At 73.8% G+C, this 23,042-nt stretch carries 22 protein-coding genes; 16 read left to right on the forward strand and 6 right to left on the reverse strand.

The window, feature by feature from the left end; translation table 11 throughout:
• Window positions 1–74 precede the first annotated feature (74 nt).
• Window positions 75–1,109, reverse strand: a complete 1,035-nt coding sequence (locus JOD46_RS06795; protein WP_204392746.1) for a LacI family DNA-binding transcriptional regulator — start codon at window positions 1,107–1,109, stop codon at window positions 75–77.
• A 211-nt stretch (window positions 1,110–1,320) separates the two neighbouring features.
• Between JOD46_RS06795 and JOD46_RS06800 the strand changes: the two genes are divergently transcribed.
• Window positions 1,321–2,685, forward strand: coding sequence for a Gfo/Idh/MocA family protein (locus JOD46_RS06800; RefSeq protein ID WP_204392748.1), 1,365 nt, complete (start codon window positions 1,321–1,323; stop codon window positions 2,683–2,685).
• A 108-nt stretch (window positions 2,686–2,793) separates the two neighbouring features.
• Entirely contained in the window at window positions 2,794–3,861 is a 1,068-nt protein-coding gene (locus JOD46_RS18515) for a DUF2510 domain-containing protein (RefSeq protein ID WP_239562616.1), read from the forward strand.
• 11 nt (window positions 3,862–3,872) lie between these two features.
• Here the strand turns inward: JOD46_RS18515 and JOD46_RS06810 are convergent, their stop codons facing one another.
• Genes JOD46_RS06810 through JOD46_RS06830 form a run of 5 tightly spaced genes read right to left on the reverse strand, consistent with a single transcriptional unit; the run spans window position 3,873 to window position 9,551 of the window.
• Window positions 3,873–5,042 carry an MFS transporter gene (locus JOD46_RS06810; RefSeq protein WP_204392750.1) on the reverse strand — a complete coding sequence of 390 codons (1,170 nt, stop codon included), beginning with the start codon at window positions 5,040–5,042 and terminating at the stop codon, window positions 3,873–3,875.
• Entirely contained in the window at window positions 5,043–6,545 is a 1,503-nt protein-coding gene (locus JOD46_RS06815; protein WP_204392752.1) for an aldehyde dehydrogenase (NADP(+)), read from the reverse strand.
• Entirely contained in the window at window positions 6,542–7,654 is a 1,113-nt protein-coding gene (locus JOD46_RS06820; RefSeq protein ID WP_204392754.1) for a mandelate racemase/muconate lactonizing enzyme family protein, read from the reverse strand. Before JOD46_RS06820 ends, JOD46_RS06815 begins: the two co-directional genes overlap by 4 nt.
• Window positions 7,651–8,616 (reverse strand): 5-dehydro-4-deoxyglucarate dehydratase, encoded by a 966-nt coding sequence (locus JOD46_RS06825; RefSeq protein ID WP_204392756.1) that lies wholly within the window; start codon window positions 8,614–8,616, stop codon window positions 7,651–7,653. Before JOD46_RS06825 ends, JOD46_RS06820 begins: the two co-directional genes overlap by 4 nt.
• A complete protein-coding gene (locus tag JOD46_RS06830; protein WP_204392758.1) occupies window positions 8,613–9,551 on the reverse strand; it encodes an NAD-dependent epimerase/dehydratase family protein in 939 nt (312 codons plus the stop codon). The genes JOD46_RS06825 and JOD46_RS06830 overlap by 4 nt, the downstream gene beginning before the upstream one ends.
• A 163-nt stretch (window positions 9,552–9,714) precedes the next feature.
• Here JOD46_RS06830 and JOD46_RS06835 point away from each other — a divergent pair, with 163 nt between their 5' ends.
• The 14 genes from JOD46_RS06835 to JOD46_RS06900 all read left to right on the forward strand — a co-directional run bounded on the left by JOD46_RS06835 (window position 9,715) and on the right by JOD46_RS06900 (window position 23,035).
• Window positions 9,715–10,722 (forward strand): LacI family DNA-binding transcriptional regulator, encoded by a 1,008-nt coding sequence (locus tag JOD46_RS06835; RefSeq protein ID WP_307834939.1) that lies wholly within the window; start codon window positions 9,715–9,717, stop codon window positions 10,720–10,722.
• Window positions 10,719–11,822, forward strand: coding sequence for a M24 family metallopeptidase (locus JOD46_RS06840; protein ID WP_307834940.1), 1,104 nt, complete (start codon window positions 10,719–10,721; stop codon window positions 11,820–11,822). The genes JOD46_RS06835 and JOD46_RS06840 overlap by 4 nt, the downstream gene beginning before the upstream one ends.
• A gap of 30 nt (window positions 11,823–11,852) precedes the next feature.
• Window positions 11,853–12,722: an alpha/beta fold hydrolase gene (locus tag JOD46_RS06845; protein ID WP_204392762.1), complete on the forward strand. Its 870-nt coding sequence runs from the start codon at window positions 11,853–11,855 to the stop codon at window positions 12,720–12,722.
• Window positions 12,719–13,384 carry a nucleoside/nucleotide kinase family protein gene (locus JOD46_RS06850; RefSeq protein WP_204392764.1) on the forward strand — a complete coding sequence of 222 codons (666 nt, stop codon included), beginning with the start codon at window positions 12,719–12,721 and terminating at the stop codon, window positions 13,382–13,384. Before JOD46_RS06845 ends, JOD46_RS06850 begins: the two co-directional genes overlap by 4 nt.
• Before the next feature lie 91 nt (window positions 13,385–13,475).
• Window positions 13,476–13,859 (forward strand): bleomycin resistance protein, encoded by a 384-nt coding sequence (locus tag JOD46_RS06855; protein WP_204392766.1) that lies wholly within the window; start codon window positions 13,476–13,478, stop codon window positions 13,857–13,859.
• A 92-nt stretch (window positions 13,860–13,951) separates the two neighbouring features.
• Window positions 13,952–14,902: a DUF6807 domain-containing protein gene (locus tag JOD46_RS06860; protein WP_204392768.1), complete on the forward strand. Its 951-nt coding sequence runs from the start codon at window positions 13,952–13,954 to the stop codon at window positions 14,900–14,902.
• Complete coding sequence (locus JOD46_RS06865) at window positions 14,899–15,654, forward strand: cupin domain-containing protein (RefSeq protein WP_307834941.1); 756 nt, start codon at window positions 14,899–14,901, stop codon at window positions 15,652–15,654. The genes JOD46_RS06860 and JOD46_RS06865 overlap by 4 nt, the downstream gene beginning before the upstream one ends.
• Window positions 15,651–16,745 (forward strand): Gfo/Idh/MocA family protein, encoded by a 1,095-nt coding sequence (locus JOD46_RS06870; protein WP_204392770.1) that lies wholly within the window; start codon window positions 15,651–15,653, stop codon window positions 16,743–16,745. The genes JOD46_RS06865 and JOD46_RS06870 overlap by 4 nt, the downstream gene beginning before the upstream one ends.
• Complete coding sequence (locus JOD46_RS06875; RefSeq protein ID WP_204392772.1) at window positions 16,742–17,740, forward strand: glycoside hydrolase family protein; 999 nt, start codon at window positions 16,742–16,744, stop codon at window positions 17,738–17,740. The genes JOD46_RS06870 and JOD46_RS06875 overlap by 4 nt, the downstream gene beginning before the upstream one ends.
• Before the next feature lie 116 nt (window positions 17,741–17,856).
• The gene (locus JOD46_RS06880; RefSeq protein WP_204392774.1) at window positions 17,857–19,167 is read left to right on the forward strand and encodes an ABC transporter substrate-binding protein; all 1,311 of its coding nucleotides are present in this window, start codon (window positions 17,857–17,859) and stop codon (window positions 19,165–19,167) included.
• A 66-nt stretch (window positions 19,168–19,233) separates the two neighbouring features.
• Window positions 19,234–20,232 carry a carbohydrate ABC transporter permease gene (locus JOD46_RS06885; RefSeq protein ID WP_204392776.1) on the forward strand — a complete coding sequence of 333 codons (999 nt, stop codon included), beginning with the start codon at window positions 19,234–19,236 and terminating at the stop codon, window positions 20,230–20,232.
• Window positions 20,229–21,149 (forward strand): carbohydrate ABC transporter permease, encoded by a 921-nt coding sequence (locus tag JOD46_RS06890; protein ID WP_204392778.1) that lies wholly within the window; start codon window positions 20,229–20,231, stop codon window positions 21,147–21,149. Before JOD46_RS06885 ends, JOD46_RS06890 begins: the two co-directional genes overlap by 4 nt.
• Window positions 21,150–21,158: 9 nt before the next feature.
• Window positions 21,159–21,833 (forward strand): hypothetical protein, encoded by a 675-nt coding sequence (locus JOD46_RS06895; protein WP_204392780.1) that lies wholly within the window; start codon window positions 21,159–21,161, stop codon window positions 21,831–21,833.
• The gene (locus JOD46_RS06900; protein ID WP_204392782.1) at window positions 21,830–23,035 is read left to right on the forward strand and encodes an alpha-L-fucosidase; all 1,206 of its coding nucleotides are present in this window, start codon (window positions 21,830–21,832) and stop codon (window positions 23,033–23,035) included. The genes JOD46_RS06895 and JOD46_RS06900 overlap by 4 nt, the downstream gene beginning before the upstream one ends.
• Window positions 23,036–23,042: the final 7 nt, after the last annotated feature.

The following is a 23,042-nucleotide window of genomic DNA, read 5'->3' on the forward strand; positions in this document are numbered from 1 at the left end:
TCCGCGCGGGTCGACCCACGTGAACCCGGGATTCGGTGCGTCGGCCGGGACGAGCGGCGGAGGCCGAACCCGGGTCAGGCGCGGCGCGGGGTCGACTCGCGCAGCACGACCTCGGTGTGCACGGGCGCCTCCTCGTCGGAGGTCGCCTCGCCGAGCGCGAGGCGGAGCGCGCGGCGGCCGACCTCCTCGAGCGGGATCCGCACGGTCGTGAGTGGCGGCGTGACGTCGCGCACGGTGGGGATGTCGTCGTAGCCGGCGACCGCGACATCCGTGCCCGGGGTCAGGCCGGCGTCGCGCAGGGCCGACATCGCGCCGACGGCCATGACGTCGTTCGCGGCGAACACGAGCTCGACGCCGTCCAGGCCGCCGTCGATCAGCTCCCTCATGCCCTCGTAGCCCCCGTCACGCGTGAACGCGGGGCGCACGATGCGCTCGAGCGTGCCGCCGCCGGCCTCGAGCCCGGCGCGGAAGCCCGCGAGGCGCTCGTCGGCGGTGCGGATGCCCTCGGCGCCCGTGACCGCGGCGAAGCGGCGGTAGCCGAGTTCCGTGAGCTCACGCGCGAGCGACTCGGCGCCCGCGCGGTTGTCGAGCTGGACGGCGCGGAACGGCAGGTCGGCGCTGCTGACGAACGCGACGCGCCCGCCGCTGGATTCGAACGCGCGCAGCTCGGCCTCGAGCGCGTCGTTGTTCGGGTCGCCCTCGCGGCGCGATGCGGCCAGGATCATGACGCGGGGGCGCTGGCCGCGGAGCGTCCGGACGAGTTCGAGTTCGCGCTCGGGGTCGCGGTCGGTCGCGGCCATGGTGACGATGAGGCGCTCGCGGTCGGCCTCGCGGACGACGCCCGCGGCGATCTGCGAGAAGTAGGGGTCGGCGATGTCGGCGACGAGGAGCGCGACGGTCGTCGTCGTGCCTCGGGCGACGGCCTGCGCGGAGAGGTTGGGGGAGTAGTCGAGCTTCGCGGCGGCGGCGAGCACGCGCTGGCGGTACTCCTCGTTGACCTTGCGCGTGCTGCCGTTGAGTGAGCGGGAGGCGGTCGCGAGCGAGACCCCGGCTTCGCGGGCCACGTCGTGCAGCGTCGCGGGGGCGCTCCGCGTGGTGTCGCCGTTCATGGGTCCTCCAGGTGGTCGCGCCCGTCGGGCGCCTCGATGCTACTCTCCGCGGTCGTCGGCTCCCGTGAGGTTTGGCCGCCCGACACTGGGATGGTATGAATGGTAGCGCAGTGAGATAGCGCTTTCCCGGCGCGTCGGAGCGGATGGCGCACCCCGCGCCGCGAGCGGCGGGAAATCGCTTTCTCGTCGAACCGACCCGAGTGGAGCAGTGATGACCCAGCGCGAACGATACGGACTCGTCGGCACCGGCAGTCGCGCGGGCATGTACATCGGCGCGCTCACCGGCACAGTGCTGGGCGCCGAGCACGTGCCCGGGATCGCCGAGCTCGTCGCCTGGGCCGACGTGAACCCGGGGCGGCTCGACGTGTACGAGCGCGAGGTCGTCGCGGCGGGACATCCGGCCCCGACCCGCTACGCGACCGACGACCTCGAGCGCATGGTCGCCGATGAGCATCTCGACCGCGTCATCATCACGACGCCCGACTTCACGCACGCCGACTACATCGTCCGTTCCCTGCGCGCCGGCGCCGACGTCGTCGTCGAGAAGCCGCTCACGATCGACGCCGAGAGCGTGCGCCGCATCGGCGCGGCCATCGCCGAGACCGGCCGCGAGGTCATCACGACGTTCAACTACCGGTACAGCCCGCGCAACTCGACCCTGCGGCGCGTGATCGCCGAGGGCCGCATCGGGCAGGTCACGAGCGTGCACTTCGAGTGGGCGCTCGACACCGTGCACGGCGCCGACTACTTCCGGCGCTGGCATCGTGACAAGGCGAAATCGGGCGGGCTGTTCATCCACAAGGCCTCGCATCACTTCGACCTCGTCAACTGGTGGATCGCCGCCGCGCCCGTGCGCGTGTTCGCGAGCGGCGGCCTGCGCTTCTACGGCGCCGAGAACGCGGCGGCGCGCGGGCTCGGCGAGCGCCCGGCGCGCGGCACCCGCACCCCCGGCGGCACCGGCGCCGCGGCATCCGACCCGTTCTCCCTCGACCTCGCGTCCGACGCGCGCCTCAAGGAGCTCTACCTCGACCAGGAGCACCACGACGGCTACCTGCGCGACCGCGACGTCTTCGATCCGGGCATCACCATCGAGGACAACCTCGCCGCCCTCGTCGACTACGACTCCGGCGCGACCCTGAGCTATTCGCTGAACGCGCACGCGCCCTGGGAGGGCTACCGCGTCACGGTGAACGGCACCGAGGGGCGTGCCGAGCTCGAGGTGGTCGAGCGCGGCGCCGTGCTCATCGGCGACGACGGCCGCGTGGTCGTCGACCCCAGCATGCACCCCGACCACTCGCCGGTCGACGAGGTCAGGCCCGACATCGAGCGGCTCGTGCTGCAGCGGCACTGGGAGGGCGCGCAGGTCGTCGAGATCCCCGAGGGCATCGGCAGCCACGGCGGCGGCGATGCCTACCTGCTCCGGCACCTGTTCGACCGGGTGACCGGCGACGAGCCCCTCGTCCGGGTCGCCGGCTACGCCGACGGTGTGCGCGCGGTGTCGGTGGGCATCGCGGGCAATCGGTCGCTCGAGACCGGTGCACCGGTGCGGATCGAGGACCTCGACCTCGGGGTCTGACCGGGGGAGGATGTCGCGTCATCCGCTCGCTGGGAACCGGTGAGCGGATGCCGCATGGCGGGCCTTTCGGCCCCACGGCGCCGACCGCGGGCTGGCAGCATCGCGAGCATGACCGATCCCGCGAACCCTCCTGCCGGCTGGTACGACGACGGCCGGGGCGCCCTGCGGTACTGGGACGGGACGCAGTGGACCGAGCACACCGCCCCGCTCGCACCCGCCGACCAGGGCGCGACCGCCGCCTACCCGGCGACGCCGGCCGACCAGACGCCCACCGCCGTCTACGGAACGGCGCCGCTCGCCGACCAGGCGCCCACGCAGCAGTATTCCGCCCAGCCGTACGGGGCCGCGCCCTCCGGCGCCGCGGCCTACGGCACCACGACCACGATGAGCCCGCCTCCAGCGCCGGGCGCGGGCGGCGAGCCGTCCGGCCCGAACGTGGTCGGCATCATCGGGTTCGTCGTCGCCGTGGTCGGGTTCGTCTTCGCGTGCATCCCGTTCGTCCAGGTCGTGGCGTGGATCCTCCTGCCGATCGGGTTCATCCTCTCGATCGTCGGGCTGTTCCTGAAGGGGCGGAAGTGGCCCGCCATCACCGGACTCATCGTCTCGATCGTCGGGGCGATCGTCGGCGCGGTCGTCGCCGCCGTCGTCGTCTTCAACGTGTTCGGGCAGCTCGTGGACTCCGGCGTCATCCAGGAGGAGATCCGCGAGGGGCTCGAGAGCGAGTTCGGCACGCCCGTGCCGACCGAGTCGGCCACCGAGGCGCCCGAGGAATCGGTGGCGCCGACCGAGGGCCTCGCGTTCGGCGACACGATGGAATGGGAGGACGGCGTGACCATGACGGTGTCGGCGCCCGAGCCCTTCACCCCGTCGGACCTCGCGGCCGGAGCCGACCAGGCGGAGGACCTCGTGTTCACGCTCACCATCACGAACGGCTCCACCGAGAACGTGCAGCCGGTGGTGCTCTCCACGCTGTCGTCGGGCGGAACCGAGGCCACGCGGATCATCGACGTGGGCGCCGAGGGCGGGCAGGTCGGCATCCCGCCGACCACGCCCATCCTGCCGGGCGAGTCGATCACGTGGCAGGAGGCATGGTCGGTCGCCGACGCGGGCTCGCTGACCATGCAGACCGCTCCGTCCTTCTCCTACGAGACGGTGGTCTTCACCAACGCCGGCTGAACCCGGACGCCTCAGCCCTCGCCGTCGATCGACGGCGCGCCGGCGGGGTAGGCCAGCAGCATCGCGCCCGACGCGACCCACACCACGCCGATCGCGACGATGAGCGCCTCGGCGCCGACGCCCGCCGCGAGGCCGGCGACGGCGGCCCCCGCAGCCGCGGCGGCCGCCCGCAGGCCCGCACCCACGGTGAAGACCTGGGAGCGCAGCTCAGGCGGGCTCTGCTGCTTGCGGATCAGCAGCATCGCGGCCGCACTCGGCGCGGTGAAGAGGCCGGACGCGCCGATCGCCGCGATCGCCCAGGTCGGCCCGAGGTCGAACGCGGCGACGATCGTCAGCAGCCCGGTCGCGGCGAAGCCCCACCCCATGACCCACTCGGGAGAGCGGCGCGGCGGCCGCCGCGAGTTCCAGAGCGCGCCGAGCAGGCCGCCGATCGCGAACGACGTGACGATGATCGCGCCCTCGCCGGGGTCGCCGGTGCGTGCGACCGAGAGCGCGACCGCGGCGATCGCGAGGCCCCCGGCGCCGAACTGGCTGAGCGTGCCGCTCGCGGTGATGACCGCGAGCGGTCGGTGCGTGGCGATGTGCCGGAACCCGGCGGCGATCGTGCCGAAGAAGGAGGCCGGTTCGTGTGCGCCCGCGAGCGGCCTGAGCCGGAGCGGGATCGTGCCGGCCGCGCCGAGCAGGGCGCTGCCGGCCATGACGAGCGTCGCGATGCGCGCCGAGCCGAGCGCCGCGGCCGCGGCGACGGCGGCCGGCCCGGCGACCGCGCCGAGGTTGTAGGCGAGCGCGTCGATCGCGTACGCGCGGCGCTCGTCGGGGATGCCCTCGGTGACGAAGCTCGACAGCCCGCCGAACACGAACGGCGTCGCGGCGCCCGCGGCGATGAGCGCGAGCGCGACGACCCAGGCCGGCACCGGCCCGAGGAACGACGCGACGACGTAGGCCGAGGCGATCACGACGCCCGCGCCGGCGAGGAGGGCGCCGGGGCGGCGCGACCGGTCGAGCAGCGCCCCCGCGACCGGCGCGGCGACGATGCTCGGCCCGAGCGCGGCAGCGGCGAGCAGCCCTCCCAGCGCGACGCCGGCGCCTTGCTCGACCGCGAGCACGGGGATGGCGACCGTGATGCCGCCGACGGCGAGCCGCGGCGGGGTCGCGGCGGTGAGGTAGGCGGCGACGCCCACTCAGGCGACCGGCTCGGGATGCCCCGGCAGGACGAGCACGCCGTTCACCCGGCGAGGGATGCCGAGCGGGTTCGCGTCGCGGAGCTCGGCGGGCAGCGCGGCATCCGGAGCGTCCTGGAAGGCGAGCGGCCGCAGGAACCTGCGGAGGGCCGTGACGCCGACCGAGGTGTGGATCGTGGTCGTCGCCGGCCACGGACCGCCGTGCTGCTGCGCCCAGCTCACCGCGACGCCCGTCGGCCAGCCCGTGAACAGCACGCGTCCGGCGACCTCGGCGAGCACCTCGACGATCGGTGCGACCTCCTCGCCGGGCTGCGCGTGCACGGTCGCGGTGAGGCTGCCGCCGACGGCGCGCACGGCGGCGAGCGCGTCCGCGGCATCCGCGTACTCGACGATCAGCGTCGAGGGCCCGAAGCACTCGTGAAGGAGCGCGCCGGGGTCCGCGAGCACCGCGGCGGTGGTGGTGCGCAGGACGACGGGCGCGCCGCTGCCGGGCTGCTGCGCGGGGTCGCCCGCGACGACCTCGACGTCGGCGTGGCCGGCGAGCCCGGCGACGCCGTTCGCGAAGGCCGCGGCGATGCCGTCGGTCAGCATGGGCACGGCCGACGTCGCGGCCACGGCGGCGGCGACGCGCTCGGCGAAGCCCGAGCCCGCGGGCACGAGCACCACGCCCGGGTTCGTGCAGAACTGCCCGGCGCCGAGCGTGAACGAGCCGGCGAGGCCGGCAGCCAGCTCGTCGGCGCGCGCCTCGAGCGCGGCGCCCGTGATGAGCACGGGGTTCACGGCGCTGAGTTCGCCGTAGAAGGGGATGGGGTCGGGCCGCCGCTGCGCGAGGTCGAACAGCGCGCGACCGCCGTGGAGCGACCCCGTGAACCCGACGGCGCGGATCTCGGGGTGCTGCACGAGCGCGATGCCGGTCTCGTGGCCCTCGACGTGCGCGAAGACCCCCTCGGGCGCGCCGGCGCCGACGAGCGCGTCGGCGACGACCTCGGCGGTGCGGCGCGAGAGCCGCGGGTGCGCGGGGTGGCCCTTGACGATCACGGGGCAGCCGGCGGCGAGCGCCGAGGCCGTGTCGCCGCCGGCGACCGAGAATGCGAACGGGAAGTTCGAGGCGCCGAACACGGCGACCGGTCCGAGCGGGCGGAGCATGCGACGCAGGTCGGGCCGCGGCGGGATCGTGGTGGGGTCGGGGTGGTCGATCGTGGCCTCGAGGTAGGAGCCCTCGAGGATCGCGTCGGCGAAGAGGCGCAGCTGCGCGGTGGTGCGTGCGACCTCGCCGGTCAGGCGCGCGCTGCCGAGGCGGGTCTCCTCGTCGGCGAGGGGCACGAGCTCGTCGCGTGCGGCGTCGAGCGCGTCGGCGGTCGCGCGCAGCCACGCGGCGCGCTCGTCAGCGGTCGAGGCGACGGTCACCGCGAAGGCGCGGCGGGCGGCCGCAGCCGCCTCGTCGAGCTCGGCGGGCGTCGTGTCGCCCGTGCGGGAAGCGACGGCAGCGGCGGTGTCGGTCATGGTTCCTCCGTGGGTCGAGCGGATGCCGCGACATCCGCCTGCTCGCTCGTGAAGCGTACGCCGAGGCCGGGCCGTCCGGTGGTGGACACCGTGGCGCCCGCGACCGCGACGGGCGACGCCTCGGCGAGTGCGCCGAGCGCCTCGAACGACGCATCCTCGACGGCCTCCACGAGGTGCTCGCCGGGCAGCGCGAGCGCGAGCTGCGCCGAGACCTCGAGCAGCAGGTGCGGCGCGAGGTCGACGCCGCGGTCGGCGGCGAGCTCGGCGATCCGCAGGAACGGCGTGATGCCGCCGACGCGCACGACGTTGGGCTGCACGAGGTCGACGGCGCCGGCGTCGATGAACTCGGCGAAGCGGTACCGGGTGTACAGGTTCTCGCCGAGCGCGACGGGCACGTCGATGCGGCGGCGCAGCGCGACGTGCGCGGCGAGGTCGTCGGCGCGCAGCGGCTCCTCGATCCAGGTCAGGTCGAACGCGGCGAGCTCGCCGATCGCGCGCTCGGCCCGCTCGAGGTCCCAGCGTTGGTTCGCGTCGATCATCAGGCGCCGGCGCGGGCCGACGACCTCGCGCACCGCGGCGATGCGCTCGACGTCGCGTGCGAGGTCGGGGCTGCCGACCTTGACCTTCACGGCGTCGAAGCCCGCGGCGACCCAGCGCCGGGCCTGCGCCACGAGCTCGTCCTGCGGGTAGTGCAGGTTGACGCCGCTGCCGTACACGGTCGCCGTCTCGTGATGCCGGCCGAGGTGGTCGGTGAGCGGCTGTCCGGCGCGGCGCGCGGCGAGGTCCCACAGCGCGAGGTCGAGGCCGGCCATCGCGATGGTCGTGATGCCGCCGCCCCCGCCCTCGTGCAGGTGCGTCCAGAGCGGGTCCCAGAGCGCGGATGCGTCGGCCGACCGTCGGAGCGCGAACGCGCGGATGTCGTGGTCGAGGTGGGCCTGCACGGCCGCGGCGCCGATCGTGGGCGTCCACGAGAAGCCGTGGCCGATCGCGCCGTCGGCGTCCTCGACCTCGACCTCGATCACGGTGAGGTCGCGCACGTCGGGGCCCCACGGTCGGCGCAGCGGGATGCGGATCGCCCGGGTGGCGAGGCGGGCGATCGCGGCGGTCATCGCGCGGACGCCTCGGCGGCGGCGAATCGCGCGGCGAGCGCGGCGGCGAGCTCGAGCCCGCCCTCCAGGAGGTCGCGCAGACGGGACTCCTGCTCGGCGGTCGGGTCCACCAACGGCGGGCGCACCGACCCGACGGGCAGTCCGCGCAGTCGGAGGCCGGCCTTGATGAGCGACACCCCGAAGCCCGGGGTCTCGTCGCGCAGCCGCACGAGCGGAGTGTAGAACTCGCGCAGGAGCGCCATCCGGGTCGGCTCGTCGCCATCGACGTAGGCCCGGTAGTGCAGCGACGCGAGTTCGGGGATCATCGCGAACGCGGCCGACGAGTACAGCGGGATGCCGATGCCGCGGTACGCGCCCTGGCTGAGCTCGGCGGTGAGCAGGCCGTTGAAGAACGCCCAGTCGTCGCGGCCCGCGTCCTCGGCGGCGAGCACGATCTCCTGAGCGAGGCCGATGTCGCCCGTGCCGTCCTTGAAGCCCACGACCTTCGGGTTCGCGGCGAGTCGCGTGACCGCCTCGGCCGTGTAGCGCGCGGTGCCGCGGTGGTAGACGATGACGGGCAGGTCGGATGCCGCGGCGACCGCCTCGACCCAGGCGACGAGCCCGTCGGCGGTGCCCGAGACCAGGTACGGCGGGAGCAGCAGCAGTCCGTCGGCGCCGTCGTCGGCCGCGCCGCGCGCGAGCTCGGTCGCGTGCCCGAGCGGGCCGCCGGCGCCGGCGATCACGGGGACGCGCCCGGCGACGACCCCGACGCTCGTGCGCACGACGTCGATCGCCTCGCGCGCCGAGAGCGCGTGGAACTCGCCCGTGCCGCACGCCGGGAACACGCCGCCCGGCCCGAACGGCAGCCGCGTGTGGAGGTGCTCCGCGAGCACGTCGAGGTCGACGCGGCCGTCGGCGTCGAACGGTGTGACGGGGAAGAACAGCACCCCGTCGAAGTCGAGTCGGCGGTCGGGCCTGGTCATGCGGTCCTCGTTCCGTGGGTGGTGGCCTGCTCCGGCGCGCTCCGCGCCGTGGATGCCGCGGCGTCGGCGAGCTCGCTGCGCCAGTCTCGGCGCGGCGACCAGCCGAGGCGGTCGTGCGCCTTCGCGATCGAGAAGACGGGCGCGGTGCCGACGAGCCTGTCGGCGGCCGGGCCGAGGGAGGGCGCGAACTCGCGCCACAGCTCGGAGACGGGCCGCTCGGCGAGCGCGTCGGCGGCGCCGACGAAGAAGCCCTCGCCGTCGATCGCGTCGGCGGGCGCGGCGAGCCACGCGTCCACGAAGCCGGCGACGTCGCGCGCGTCGACGTAGTTGAAGAGGCTGACGGCCGCGAGCGCGGGGTCGGCGAGGCGCTCGGCGACCGTGTGCCCCTGCTGGGTCGGCGCGCCGGTCCATTCCTCGGGCGAGATCACGTAGCAGGGGCGGAAGAACCCGTACGCTCCGGGGGCGGTGCGCGCGAACATCCGCACGGTCTCCTCGATCACCACCTTCGACAGGGCGTAGGCGTTCGCCGGTCGGAGCGGGTGGGTCTCGTCGATGGGCACGGCGGCGGCGCGCCAGGCGGGGGACGAGTACCCGATGGGCGTCGGGCTCGACGCGGCGAGCACGCGACCGACCCGAGCGGATGCCGCTGCCGAGAGCACGTCGTGCGCGAGCGCGGTGTTGACGAGGAGGATGTCGCGCTCCGGCGCGCTGAACGGCACGGCGATGCCGGCGAGGTGCACGAGCGCGTCGGGGCGGGCCTCGGCGATCGCGTCGGCGGCAGCGCCCGGGGCGGCGAGGTCGACCGTGCGCTCGTCGACGCCGTCGAGCCCGGCCGCGGCGCGGTCGAGGCCGACCACCTCGTGGCCGGTGGCCGCGAGCCCGGTGGCGAGCGAGCGCCCGAGGCGGCCGGATGACCCGGTGACGACGACGCGCATCGATCCCCTTCCCTCGTAATGAGAAATCGCTTTCTCGCCGAGAGCCTAAGTGAGACGGGGACATATCGGCAACCCGGGCGCTACACTGAGGAACCGATTTCCCGGGCGTGCGCCGCGCGCCGCGGCATCCGGAGGGAGCAGCGTGGGCGGACGCAGTAGGGGCGTGACGATCTCGGACGTCGCGGCGCACGCCGGCGTGTCACCGGCGTCGGTCTCGCGCGTGCTGAACGGTCGCCGGAGCGTCGACCCCGAGATCGTGCGACGCGTGCAGGCGTCGATCGCGGCGCTCGGCTACGCGCCGAGCATGGTCGCGCGGAGCCTCGTGCACGGGCGCAACACGACCGTCGCGATGGTCGTGCCCGACCTCGAGAACCCGCTCTTCCAGGGCATCCTCAAGGGGCTCAGCCTCGCCGCGGCCGGTGACGGGTACCGCGTGCTCGTCGCCGACACCGCCGAGCGCGTCGACGACGAGGAGACCACCGCGATCGAGGCGCGCCAGCGCTGCGACGCGCTCGTGCTGTGCGCGCCGCGCATGCCCGAGGCCGGGCTGCGCCGGCTCGTCGAACGCGTCGCGCCGGTGGTCGTCGTGAATCGCCCGCTGCCCGACCTCGACGTGCCGATCATCGGCGTCGACTACGTCCGCGGCATCCGCGATCTCGTCGACCACCTCGTCGGGCTCGGCCACCGGCACCTGGCCTACGTGACCGGCCCCGAGACGAGTGCGTCCAACGCCGAGCGCCTGCGCGGCGTCGAGGAGGCGCTCGCCCTGCATCCCGAGGTGCGCATCGACCGAATCCCCGGCGGATCCCGGCCCGAGGACGGCGAGGCCGTCGCCATCGCCGTGGTCGACGCCCACCGCGGCGGCGTGACCGCGGTCATCGCCTTCAACGACCTCGTGGCGCTCGGCCTGCTCGCCCGGCTGCGCGAGCTCGGCGTCGACGTGCCCGGCGAACTGTCGGTCGCGGGCTTCGACGACGTCCCCATGGCCCGCTACGCGACCCCGCGACTGACGAGCATGTCCGTGCCCCGTGCCGAGATCGGTGCGCAGGTGTGGGCCCGGCTGCGCACCCTCATGGCCGGCGGGCCGGTCGAGCACTCGGTGCTGTACCGCCCGCGACTCGAGGTGCGCGAGAGTACCGCGGTGCGGGCGGCGGCCGGAGCACGCCCGTGACCGTTCGCGCGCCGGCACCCGCCGCCTCCGGCGTGGGGGGCGACCGTGCCGCCAAGCGGGCCCGGCTGCTCGAGGTGCTCGATCGGCGCGGCGGCTCAGCCCTCGTGCTGCGCTCGCACACCGCGGTCGCCTGGTACCTCGACGGTGCACGCACGCACGTGTCGCTGGCGGGCGACCCGGTCGCCGCAGTGGTGGTGCGGCCGGGCGGCGATTCGGTGCACGTCTTCGCGAACGAGGCCGACCGCATGCTCGCCGAGGAGCTCGGCGACGCCGCCGACCTCGAGGTCGTGCGCGTGCCGTGGCACGAGCCGCTCCTCCCGCCCGGTGCCGAGGGCGGCGCACTCGACGAGGCGGAGGTCGCAGCCGAGCTGCGCGCGGCCCGCGCCTCGCTGCTGCCCGGCGAGCTGGCCCGCTACCGCCGGCTCTGCCGCGAGGTCGCCGAGACGCTGACGGATGCCGCGCTCGCCGCGTCGCCCGACGACACCGAGCGTGCCGTGGCGGCAGGCTTGGCGTTCGACCTCGTGGCGCGCGGGATCGACCCGGTCGTCGTCCTCGTCGCCGGACGCGGCCGGCTCGCCCACCGGCATCCGCTGCCCACCGGTGACCCGCTCGGCGACCGCGCCATGCTCGTCGTCTGCGGGCGCCGGAACGGGCTCATCGCGAACGCGACCCGCTGGGTGCGGTTCGGCCTCACCGACCCGGCCGAGGCACGGTCCATGAGCTGCATCCTGGACGTCGAGGCCGCGTTCCTCGACGCCACGGTGCCCGGCGCGACCCTGGGTGAGGTGCTCGCGGCCGGCACCGCGGCCTACGCCGCGCACGGATTCGACCCGGAGGAGTGGCGGCGCCACCACCAGGGCGGTGCGGCCGGCTACGCCGGGCGCGACCCGCGCGCGGTGCCCGGCATCGCGGACGTCGTGCAGCCCGGCCAGGCGTTCGCGTGGAACCCGACCGCGCCGGGCGCGAAGGTCGAGGACACGGTCCTCGTCGGGCCGACGGGCATCGAGGTGCTCACCGTCGACCCGCGCTGGCCCTCGGGGCGGGTCGCGGGGCGGGCACGGCCGGACGAACTGGAGCGCGGGCGGGACGCGCCGCGGTGAGGGGCGGCGGATCGCACTAGGATGCACGGCGTGCAGGCGATCCCCGGCGAACCGATCCGCGCCGTCACGCCGTCCGGCCGCACGCTCGCGGGCGCGGCGTACGGACCCGTCGACGGGACGCCGGTGCTGTTCGTGGCCGGCGCGGCCACCGGCAAGGCCATGCGGTTCGGCGACGACCAGCTCGGCCGCCGCAGCGTGCGCCTGCTCTGCCTCGACCGACCCGGAATGGGCGACTCCGATCCCGACCCGGAGCGCACCGTCGCCTCGACGGCCGAGGACTACCGCGTGTTCGCCTCCGCCGCGCTCGGCGCCGCTGCGCCCAGTCTGCCCGTCGTCGCCAACTCCCAGGGATCGGTCTTCGGGCTCGAGATCGCCGCACGGGGCTGGGCGAGCTCGCTCACCCTGGTCTCCCCGGCCGACGAGGTCGCCCACCCCGCCATCCACCGCATGCTGCCCGCGCAGGTCGCCGAGCTCGTCGACCTGGTTCGGGACGACCCGGATGCCGCGCGTGGCGTCTTCGCGGCGTTCACCGCCGAGGCGATGGAGCAGATGGTGCTCACGGGCTCGCCCGAGCGCGACCGGGCCGTCTACGAGGACCCCGCGTTCGCGGCCGTCTACCGCGCCGCGCTCGCCGAGGGATTCGCGAACGGCGGCGCCGGCTACGTCGCGGACACGATGATGGCGATGTCGCCCTGGTCCGTGGACCCGGGCGCCGTCACGTGCCCGGTCGCCGTGCTCTTCGGTGCCGACGACCGATCCCACTCGCCCGACCTCGGCGAGACCCTCGCAGGCCGGATCCCCGGTTCGTCGCGGCGCGTCCTGCCGGGCGAGGGCGGATCGCTGCTCTGGACGCGCGCCGACCTGGTGCTCGACGTCGCGCTCGGGCGGAGGCGCGGATGACGCGATCCGACGTCCTCGACGCGGTGGCGCGGCGGCTCGTCGAGCGCGACCCGGGCCATCCGCTCCGGGTCGGCGTCGACGGCGTGTGCGGCGTCGGCAAGAGCACGTTCGCCGAGGAGCTGGTCGGGCGCATCGCCGCGCACGGCCGCCCGGCGATCCTGCTCGACTCCGACGGGTTCCACCACGTGCGCGCCGTGCGCTATCGGCAGGGCCGTGAGTCGGCGCGCGGGTACTACGAGGACGCGTATGACTTCGATGCGCTGCGCGACCTGGCGCTCCGACCGCTCGGCCCGGGCGGCTCGCGACGGTACGCCGCGCGGGTGCACGACCTCGCGACCGACGAGGTGCGGCGCGAGTTCGCGACGGCACCCGGCGACGCGGTCGTCGTGTTCGCCGCGACGTTCCTGCAGCGCGACGGGCTCCGCGAGCACTGGGACGAGGTCGTCTACCTCGACGCGTCGATCGAACGCGCCGAGGGCCGCGGCATCGTGCGCGACGCGGAGCACCTCGGCGGCCGGGACGCCGCCGAGCAGGCGTACGCATTCCGGTACATGGCCGCCTGCCGGATCTATCTCGACGAGCAGGACCCGCGGGGGCGGGCGTCGATCGTCGTCGACCACGACGACCCGCTGCATCCGCGCGTGGTCGAGCCGCGCGCCTGACCGGCGCGTGTGCCGCGCCCGGCGCGTGGCCGCGTGTGGCGGCCGGTCCGCGCACTGGCCGCCGCGAGCGTTCCACGGCATGATGCGGGTCATGTCGGATGCTCAGCCGCGTGATCGCGCCGTTCCCAACCTGCCGAGCCGCGACCTCGACGCCACCGAGGCGTTCTACTCGGGCTTCGGCTTCGTCCGCGCCTACCGTGACGACGGTTGGATGATCCTGCGGCGGGCCGACCTCCAGCTGGAGTTCTTCCGGTTCGACGGGCTCGATCCCGCCTCGAGCGCGGCGCGGTGCACCATCCGGATGGCCGACGTCGACGAGCTGGCGGCGGCCGTGGCGGCGTCGGGCGTGCCGGTCGGCGAGGTCGGCTTCCCGCGGCTCCATGAGGTCCGGATGCAGGAGTGGGGACTGCGGGCGGGCCACCTCGTCGATCCCGACGGGAACCTGCTGACGCTCATCGCGGAGCCGCGCGCATGACGCGCGCCGTCGGCTCGGGTGCTACGCTGGGATAGCGCTTTCCCACTCAAGGCGACGACCCCGCCGGATCGACGACGACCACGAGGAGCCCGATGCCCGACCTCCGCATCGACCGCGACGACGACCGGCTCGCGATCCGGCACGGCGGCGCGGTGCTCGCCGAGTACGTCTTCCGGCCCGAGCACCCGGCGTTCGAGTCGCCGCGGCCGTACTTCAGCCCGATCCGCACGCTCGGCGGCCAGACGGTGACGCTGTACCGCCCGCACGACCACGTCTGGCACAAGGGCATCGCGTGGTCGCTGCCGGTGGTCGGCGACGAGAACTTCTGGGGCGGGCCGACGTACGTGCGCGGGAAGGGGTACGTGCAGCTGCCGAACAACGGCGAACAGCGGCACGTCGGCTTCGACGACGACCCGCCGGCGGATGGCGCGAGCATCGTCGCCGACGGCGAGCGCCCGGCCCGCGTCATCGAGCGCCTCACGTGGTTGACCCAGGCGGGCGAGGCGATCTTCGACGAGCGACGCACGGTCGCGGCATCCAATCTCTCGGACGACGCCTGGCTGCTCGGCTTCGCCACGCGCATGACGAACTCGAGCGACCGCGCCATGCCGATCGGGTCGCCCACGACCCGCGGACGCGAGAACGCAGGCTACGGCGGCCTCTTCTGGCGCGGACCGCGCTCGTTCACGGGCGGCGCGGTGCTCGCCCCGGGCGTCGCGGGCGGCGATGAGCTGCGTGGCACGCGCGCGCCGTGGATGGGCTTCACCGGGCGGCACGACGAGACCGACGCCGCCTCGACGGTGGTGATGGTCGATGACCCGGCCAACCTGCAGCATCCGCCGCAGTGGTTCGCGCGCAGCTTGGAGTTCGCGTGCCTCTGCCCGGCTCCGTTCTTCAGCGAGGAGCACGTCATCGAGCCGGGTGCCACGATGTCGCTGCGCTACGGCGTCGTGGTCGCCGACGGCGCCGCCGACCCCGAGCGGGCCGATCGCCTGGCGGGCGCCGCGGCGGCACGGTTGCCGGGGCTGCTGGGGGCGCCGTGACCCGCCCGGCCTTTCCGGGCGCGACCTCGATCAGCGCCCTCGCGGTCTACGACGGCGTCGCGCCCGACGGCCTCGCGGGCGGCGCCCCGCACCTGCACACCGTGTCGGCCGAGGCGTACCTCGTCGTCGCGGGCCACGGGCGCCTGCACACGATCGACGGCGCCGGCACGTTCGCCGAGCGCCCGCTCGCGCCGGGCGATCTCGTGTGGTTCGCGCCGGGGGTCATCCATCGTGCCGTGAACGACGGCGGGCTCGCCGTGCGGGTCATCATGCAGAACGCGGGCCTGCCCGAAGCGGGTGACGCGGTCATGACCTTCCCCGACGACGTGCTCGCCGACCCCGGGCGGTACGCGGATGCCGCGGAGCTGCCCGGCCCGGACGCGTCCGACGTCGACCGGCTCGCTGCCGCGCACGCACGCCGCGACCTCGCGGTCGAGGGCTACCTCGCACTGTTCGGCGACGCCGCGGAGGACGGCGGCGCCGTGGACCGCGGGCGCCTCGCGCGGCTGCACGCGCGCGCCGCCGCGCTGGTCCGGCCGCGCGTCCCCGAGTGGCGCGATCGCTGGCGCGACGGCGCCGTGGCCGCCGCGCTCGAGACGGGCGAGCGCCTGGACGCGCTCGATGCGGGACGCGATGCCGGCATGGGCGCGGCGGGCGTCGCGGAGGCATCCGGGGCCCCCGACTTCGGGATGTGCGGCCGGCTGCGCCGCTACGACACGACCCGCCTCGACCCCACCGGAGGAGACCGATGACCGCACCGACCACCCCGCTCCGCGCCGCGATCGTCGGCACGGGCGCCATCGCCGATGCGCACGCGCGCGCGATCGGCGCGACGGCCGATGCCGAGCTCGTCGCCGTCGTCGACCGCGACCCGGCGCGGGCGCAGGCGTTCGCCGATCGCTGGGGCGGACCGGCCGTCGCCGACTCGCTCGACGCGCTGTTCGCCGCCGGCGGCATCGACGTGCTGCACGTGTGCACCCCGCCCGGCGTGCACGCCGAGCAGGCGATCGCGGCGCTCGACGCCGGCGCGCATGTGATCTGCGAGAAGCCGGCGGCGCTCTCGCTCGACGAGCTCGACGCGATGGCGCAGGCCGCGTCGCGGAACGACCGCCGGCTCGCCGTCGTGTTCCAGCAGCGCACCGGGACCGCCGCCGCGCACGTCAGGGCCCTGCTCGGGTCGGGCGCGCTCGGTCGGCCGCTCGTCGCGACGTGCGAGACGCTCTGGTACCGCGATCCCGCGTACTTCGCGGTTCCGTGGCGCGGCAAGTGGGCGACCGAGGGCGGCGGGCCGACGCTCGGCCTCGGGATCCACCAGATCGACCTGCTCGCGTGGCTCCTCGGCGACTGGGCGAGCGTGCACGGCCGGCTCTGGCGGCTCGCGCGCGAGACCCAGATGGAGGACGTCTCGACGGCGACCGTCGAGTTCGCGAACGGCACCGTGGCCTCCGTGGTGACGAGCGCCCTCTCGCCCCGCGAGACGAGTTCCATCCGCATCGACACCGAGCTCGCGACCGTCACGGTCGATCACCTCTACGGGCACGGCCACGAGCATTGGCGCATCACGCCCGCGCCGCATGTCGACGCGGCCACGTCGGCCGCGTGGGCGCTGCCCGCGAGGGAGGAGCCGAGCGGCCACGATCCGCTCGTGCGCGACATCTACCGGGCCCTCGCCACGCGCGGGCCGCTTCCGTCGACGGCGAGCGACCCGGCGCGCTCGTTCGAGATCGTGACCGCGATCTACTCGTCGGCGGCGACGGGCCGCACCGTGACGCCTGAGACCCTGCGTGCCGACGCCGATCGGCTCCGGAGCCTCGAGAGCCCGATCACCGACCTGCGGCCATGACCGCCGGGGCGCACCCCGGTATCGTCGACGCGGCGACCGCCGACGACGCGCTGTTCCACGACCCCGTGCACGACGGCGCGACCGATCCGACCGTCATCCGCCATCAGGTCACGGGGGAGTGGTGGATGTTCTACACCCAGCGGCGGGCCTCGGTCGACGGGCCAGGCGTCGCCTGGGTGCACGGGAGCCGCATCGGCGTGGCGCGATCGGCAGACGGCGACCGGTGGCGGTACTCCGGCACCCTCGACGACCTGCGGCTCGGCGGCGGGCCGTCGACGGCCTGGGACGAGACGCACTGGGCCCCCGAGGTGATCCACGACGGCGAGCGGTACCGCATGTACCTGACGGTGATCGACGGGATCCCCGATCGGTGGGAGGGCCACTCGCGCCGGATCGTCGAGTACGAGAGCGACGACCTCGAGCGCTGGCGGCTCGTCGGCGACATCCCCCTGAGCTCGGACCGCGTGATCGACGCGTGCGTCGCGCACTGCCCCGACGGGCTGTGGCGGATGTGGTTCAAGGACGAGGCGGACGGCTCGACGACCTGGGTCGCATCGAGCCCCGACCTCGCGCCGCGGTCGTGGCGCGTCGAGGGCCGTGCGATCGGCGGTCGCCCGCATGAGGGGCCCAACGTGTTCGAGCTCGGCGGATGGTGGTGGATGCTCGTCGACGAATGGCGCGGCATGGGCGTGTTCCGCTCGCGCGACGCCGTGCGGTGGGTGCGGCAGGGCGGGCCCGACGACGTGATCCTCGGCGCACCGGGCCGGCGGCGCGGCGACGCCACGTTCGGGCGGCACGGCGACGTCGTCGTCGAGGGCGGCCGCGGCATCCTCTTCTACTTCACGCACCCGCACTGGGACGGTTCGGAGCTGGGGCCGACGGATGCCGCGTCCGCGCGCCTCAGCGCCGTGTTCGCGGCGCCGCTCACGGTCGAGGACGGCGTGCTGCGCTGCGACCGCGACGCTGCGCCGCATCTCGGATCGATCACGAATTGAAACGATTTTTCCTTCCTGATTGACCCGCGGGGGAGATGGGGCTATCTTTGGGGAAGCGCTTTCCCAGAAGTGCCACCCCGCACCAGGCAGACAGAGACGTTTCCGGGAGGACAACGATGTTCAACATTCGCACGCGTCGCGCGGCACTCGCCGCCGCCGCTGTCACGGCGAGCGCGGCGCTCGTGCTCACGGGCTGCTCCGGCGGCTCCGCGCCGGCCGCGACCTACGACCCCGACGAGAAGGTCACGCTCGACTTCGCCTTCTGGGGCAACGACGTCCGCGCCGAGATGTACGACAAGGCCATCGCCGCCTTCAACGAGGAGTACCCGAACATCACGGTGAACACCTCGTTCCTCGGCTTCCCCGAGTACTGGGAGAAGCGGCAGACCGAGGCCGCCGGCGGCGGCCTGCCCGACGTGATGCAGTTCGACTACTCCTACCTGCGCCAGTACTCCGAGAACGGCCTGCTGCTCGACCTCACGCCGTACCTCGGCAACATCATCGACACCGAGCCGCTCAGCGACCAGATCCTGGACATCGGCGTCGTCGGCGACGAGACCACCGGCATCCCGACCTCGACCAACGCGTGGGGCATGTACACCAACCCCACGCTGCTCGAGGAGGTCGGGGTCGACGAGTTCGCCGGCGGCGACTGGGAGGACTACAACGCCTGGATGAAGGAGGTCACCGACGCGGCGGCCGCCAAGGGCGTCGAGCTCTGGGGCGGCACCGACTACACGGGCCGCATCCAGAACTTCGAGATCCAGCAGCGCGCGAAGGGCGAGGACCTCTTCACCGAGGACGGCGAGCCGAACTTCACCAAGGAGGACCTCGCGGCCTTCTGGGAGCAGGGCGACGGGATCCGCACCGACGGCACCGTGATCGGCCAGCAGCGCCTCGAGGAGGTCAACCCGCTGTCGGGCTTCGACGCGGCCCTCACCGCGAGCGAGCTCACGTGGGACAACTTCGGCGCCGGCTACCTCGGCAACCTCGGCGAGGGCTACACCGAGCTCGGCCTGGTCGCCCCGCCCGTGACCGAGGACGGTGCGAAGGACCTCTACCTCAAGCCGTCCATGCTGCACTCCATCGCCGCGACGACCAAGCACCCTGAGGCGGCCGCGACGCTGCTCAACTACCTCGTGAACGCACCCGAGGTCGGTGAGGCCTTCGGCACCAACCGCGGCATCCCCGCCTCGGAGACCCAGCTCGAGGGCGCCAAGCTCGACCCGCTCGGCCAGCAGATCGCCGACTACGAGGCCTCCATCTCGGACCGCCTCGGCGACGCCCCGCCCGTGCCGATCGTCGGCTACGGCACGCTCGAGGAGAAGTTCCGCCAGATCGGCCAGGAGCTCGGGTACGGCACCCTGACCGTCGATGAGGCCGTCGACCAGTTCTTCGCCGAGATGGACGTCGTCCTGAACCAGTAGGAGCCTTCGGGTCCGGGCCCCGACCGGGGGCCCGGACCCGGAGTAGCCTCAGGACCGAACGGGAGAATGACTGTGAGCACCACCCTGACGAGAGCGATCGTCACGGCCGACGAGAGCGGCACGCGCCGCCCCGGCCGTCGCGGCCCCGACGTCCCCGCGCGAGCGGGCATCAAGGCCCGGAACCGCCGGGAGACGGCGACCGGCTACACCTTCCTCCTGCCGTGGATCATCGGCTTCGTCGGCCTCACGCTCGGTCCGATGCTGTACTCGCTGTACCTGGCGTTCACCAAGTACAACCTGTTCACCGAGCCGAAGTGGATCGGCTTCGACAACTTCACCCGGATGTTCACCGAGGACCCGGTCTACATCCAGTCGGTGCAGATCACGCTCGTGTACGTGCTGGTCGGCACCCCGATCAAGCTCGCCGCCGCGCTGGCGGTGGCGATGCTGCTGAACTACCGCGACCGCGGCTCGGCGTTCTTCCGCTCGTCGTTCTACGCCCCGTCCCTGATCGGCGCATCGGTCTCGGTCGCGATCGTGTGGCGCGCGATGTTCTCGACCGACGGCCCCGTCGACAACACGCTGAGCTTCTTCGGCATCGAGATCGGCGGATGGGTCGGCAATGTCGCCATGGTGCTGCCGATGATGATCCTGCTGGCGGTCTGGCAGTTCGGTGCCCCGATGGTGATCTTCCTCGCGGGCCTCAAGCAGATCCCGAAGGAGCTCTACGAGGCCGCCGAGGTCGACGGCGCCGGCCCGGTGCGCAAGTTCCGGTCGGTCACGTTCCCGATGCTCTCGAGCGTGATCTTCTTCAACCTGCTGCTCGAGCTGATCAACGCGTTCCAGGTGTTCGCGTCGGCGTACATCATCTCCAACGGCTCCGGCGGGCCCGCCGGCATGACCAACTTCTACACCGTCTACCTCTACAAGCGCGGCTTCGCCGACCTGCAGATGGGCTACGCCGCCGCCATGGCGTGGGTCCTCGTGATCGTCGTCGCGATCATCGCCGCGCTCCTGTTCAAGACCCAGAAGTCGTGGGTCCACTACGCGGGAGAGAACCGATGAGCACCGCAACCAGTGAGATCGCCCGCTCCGAGTTCCTCGAGGTCGAGCTCCAGCCCGAGCCCGCCGGCCGTCGCCGCATCAAGCGCAAGACCGTCAACACCGTCATCTGGTTCGTGGTGCTGCTCGCCGTGACCGCCGTCGTGCTCTACCCGCTGGTCTGGCTGGTCTTCGCGACGTTCAAGCCGTCGAGCGAGTTCGGCCAGAACCCCGGGCTGCTGCCCGACCAGCCGACGATCGACAACTACTTCAAGGTGCTCGAGGGCATCGGCGGCGTGCCGCTGTGGCGGTTCTTCGCGAACTCGCTGCTCATCGCGGTGCTCGCGGTGGTCGGCACGTTGTTCTCGTCGGCCCTCGCCGCCTACGCGTTCGCGCGCGTGCAGTTCAAGGGCGTCGGCATCCTGTTCGCCGCGATGATCGGCACGCTGCTGCTGCCGTTCCACGTCGTGATCATCCCGCAGTACATCATGTTCCAGAAGCTCGAGCTGGTGGACACGTACTGGCCGCTGATCCTGCCGAAGTTCCTCGCGACCGAGGCGTTCTTCGTCTTCCTCATCGTCCAGTTCATCCGCAACATCCCGCGCGACATGGATGAGGCGGCCAAGATCGACGGCGCCGGCCATTGGCGCATCTTCGTCTCGATCATCCTGCCGCTGATCAAGCCCGCCCTGATCACGAGCGCGATCTTCACGTTCATCTGGACCTGGAACGACTTCCTCGGCCCGCTGCTCTACGTCAACAGCCCCGAGCTCTACCCGCTCCCGGTCGCACTCCGCCTCTACAACGACCAGACCTCGTCGTCCGACTACGGCGCGACCGTCGCGGTGTCGTTCCTGGCGCTGCTGCCGATCCTGATCTTCTTCGTCGTCTTCCAGCGGTTCCTGGTCGACGGCGTCGCGACCCAGGGTCTCAAGGGCTAGGGCGAGCGGATGTCGCGGACGAGCGAGCGGGCGGCGCGACGCGCCGAGCGATCGGGCTCCGGCCCGGTGCGTTCCGGCGCGGCGCCCGCGCGCTTCCCGGGCGCGACGAGCGCGTTCGGGCTGCTCGGCGAGGTCCTCCTGATCGGCCTGCTGGTCACCCTCGTCGCGCTGCCCGTCGTGACCCTGCCGGTCGCGCTCGCGGCCGGCGTCCGGCACCTTCGGCGGTTCCTGAAGGCCGAGGCGTCGTCGATGGGCGCGTTCTGGGCCGACGTGCGTGCGGGCCTGGCCGGCGGGATCGCCGTCGGCGCGGCATCCGTCGTGCTCGTGCTCGTGCTGCTCGTCGACCTCGACCTCGCGAACAGCGGCGCGCTGCCGGGCGGCCCGCTCATCGGGGCCGTCGGCTGGGTCGGGCTCGCCGCGGCGGCGCTCGCGCTCTTCACGGCGGCGGGGCGCTGGACGCCCGCGCGGGGGTGGCGGCGTGCCCTGCGATCCGTGCCGCGTTCGGTCGGCGCCGACCCGATCGGCGCCGCGTACCTCGTGGCGACCGCCGTGTTCGCGGTCGTCGTGACCTGGCAGCTGCTGCCGCTCATCGTGCCCGCGCTCGGCTGCGTCGCGCTCGCGATCGTCGCGGTGCCCGAGCGGCCCCGTCGCACCCCGGCGGACGCGGCGTCCGGCGACGCGTGACCGCGTCGGGCCGGCCGCTGCCCGCCTGGGCGCGCGATGCGACGCTCGGCATCTTCGTGCACTGGGGCGCCTACTCGGTGCCCGCCTGGGCGGAGCCGACGGGCGCGCTCGGCGCCGTGCCCGACGACGAGTGGTTCGCGCACAACGCGTATGCCGAGTGGTACGGCAACACGATCCGGCTCGAGGGCTCGCCCGCGGCCGAGCACCACGCGCGCGAGCACGGCGGCCGCCCCTACGACGCGTTCCTCGACGAGTGGCGCGCCGAGGCCTGCGACCCCGGCGACTGGGCGAGGCTGTTCGCGGCCGTGGGCGCCGACTACGTCGTGCCGACCACCAAGCACCACGACGGCATCGCGCTCTGGGACGCCCCGGGCTCGGGCGGCCTGACCACCGTCGCCCGCGGCCCGCGCCGCGACCTCGTCGCGCCGCTCGCCGAGGCGGTCCGAGCCGAGGGCCTGCGGTTCGGCGTCTACTACTCGGGCGGCCTGGACTGGGCGTTCGCCGACCTGCCTCCGCTGCGATCCAGCGCCGACGTCGAGCGCCTCCGGCCGACGGATGCCGCGTACGCCGCCTACGCGTACGGTCACGTCGCCGACCTGATCGACCGATTCCGTCCCGACCTGATCTGGAACGACATCGACTGGCCCGACGCCGCCAAGCGGCCCGGTCTCCACTCGATCGACGCGCTGCTCGCGCACTACCGCGACGTGGTGCCCGAGGGCATCGTGAACGACCGCTGGGGCGCCGACGTGTGGGACTACCGCACGAGCGAGTACGACCACGACGCCCACCACGAGGCGTCCGTCGGCTGGGAGCACTGCCGCGGCCTCGGCTTCTCGTTCGGCTTCAACCGCGTCGAGGATGCCGCGCTCACGATGACGCCGCGTGAGCTCGCCCGCCTGTGGGCCGACGTCGTCGCGCGCGGCGGGCGGCTGCTGCTGAACGTCGGCCCCGACGCATCCGGTCGCATCCCCGACGTGCAGCGGCGCACGCTCGAGGGCGTCGCGCCGTGGCTCACGGCCGTGAAGCCCCGCACGCTCGGCCGGTCGGTGCTCGCGCCGGGCGAGGTCGAGGTGCCGGATGCCGCGTGGTGGCGCGCCTGGCGTACGCCCGGGCACGTGGTCGTCGTGACCGACGCGCCCGATGCCGCGCCGCGCGTGCGCGACGGGTCGCCGGTCGTCGTGGTGCCGTTGCCCGGCTGAGCGAGCC

The organism is Agromyces aurantiacus, assembly GCF_016907355.1.
Lineage (GTDB): Bacteria > Actinomycetota > Actinomycetes > Actinomycetales > Microbacteriaceae > Agromyces > Agromyces aurantiacus.

Excerpts from the sequence above, each read along its gene's own strand:
- JOD46_RS06795 (WP_204392746.1), bottom strand. The coding sequence starts at position 1,109 with ATGAACGGCGACACCACGCGGAGCGCCCCCGCGACGCTGCACGACGTG.
- JOD46_RS06800 (WP_204392748.1), top strand. The coding sequence starts at position 1,321 with ATGACCCAGCGCGAACGATACGGACTCGTCGGCACCGGCAGTCGCGCG.
- JOD46_RS18515 (WP_239562616.1), top strand. The coding sequence starts at position 2,794 with ATGACCGATCCCGCGAACCCTCCTGCCGGCTGGTACGACGACGGCCGG.
- JOD46_RS06815 (WP_204392752.1), bottom strand. The coding sequence starts at position 6,545 with ATGACCGACACCGCCGCTGCCGTCGCTTCCCGCACGGGCGACACGACG.
- JOD46_RS06820 (WP_204392754.1), bottom strand. The coding sequence starts at position 7,654 with ATGACCGCCGCGATCGCCCGCCTCGCCACCCGGGCGATCCGCATCCCG.
- JOD46_RS06825 (WP_204392756.1), bottom strand. The coding sequence starts at position 8,616 with ATGACCAGGCCCGACCGCCGACTCGACTTCGACGGGGTGCTGTTCTTC.
- JOD46_RS06830 (WP_204392758.1), bottom strand. The coding sequence starts at position 9,551 with ATGCGCGTCGTCGTCACCGGGTCATCCGGCCGCCTCGGGCGCTCGCTC.
- JOD46_RS06850 (WP_204392764.1), top strand. The coding sequence starts at position 12,719 with ATGACGCGATCCGACGTCCTCGACGCGGTGGCGCGGCGGCTCGTCGAG.
- JOD46_RS06855 (WP_204392766.1), top strand. The coding sequence starts at position 13,476 with ATGTCGGATGCTCAGCCGCGTGATCGCGCCGTTCCCAACCTGCCGAGC.
- JOD46_RS06860 (WP_204392768.1), top strand. The coding sequence starts at position 13,952 with ATGCCCGACCTCCGCATCGACCGCGACGACGACCGGCTCGCGATCCGG.
- JOD46_RS06870 (WP_204392770.1), top strand. The coding sequence starts at position 15,651 with ATGACCGCACCGACCACCCCGCTCCGCGCCGCGATCGTCGGCACGGGC.
- JOD46_RS06875 (WP_204392772.1), top strand. The coding sequence starts at position 16,742 with ATGACCGCCGGGGCGCACCCCGGTATCGTCGACGCGGCGACCGCCGAC.
- JOD46_RS06880 (WP_204392774.1), top strand. The coding sequence starts at position 17,857 with ATGTTCAACATTCGCACGCGTCGCGCGGCACTCGCCGCCGCCGCTGTC.
- JOD46_RS06885 (WP_204392776.1), top strand. The coding sequence starts at position 19,234 with ATGACTGTGAGCACCACCCTGACGAGAGCGATCGTCACGGCCGACGAG.
- JOD46_RS06890 (WP_204392778.1), top strand. The coding sequence starts at position 20,229 with ATGAGCACCGCAACCAGTGAGATCGCCCGCTCCGAGTTCCTCGAGGTC.
- JOD46_RS06895 (WP_204392780.1), top strand. The coding sequence starts at position 21,159 with ATGTCGCGGACGAGCGAGCGGGCGGCGCGACGCGCCGAGCGATCGGGC.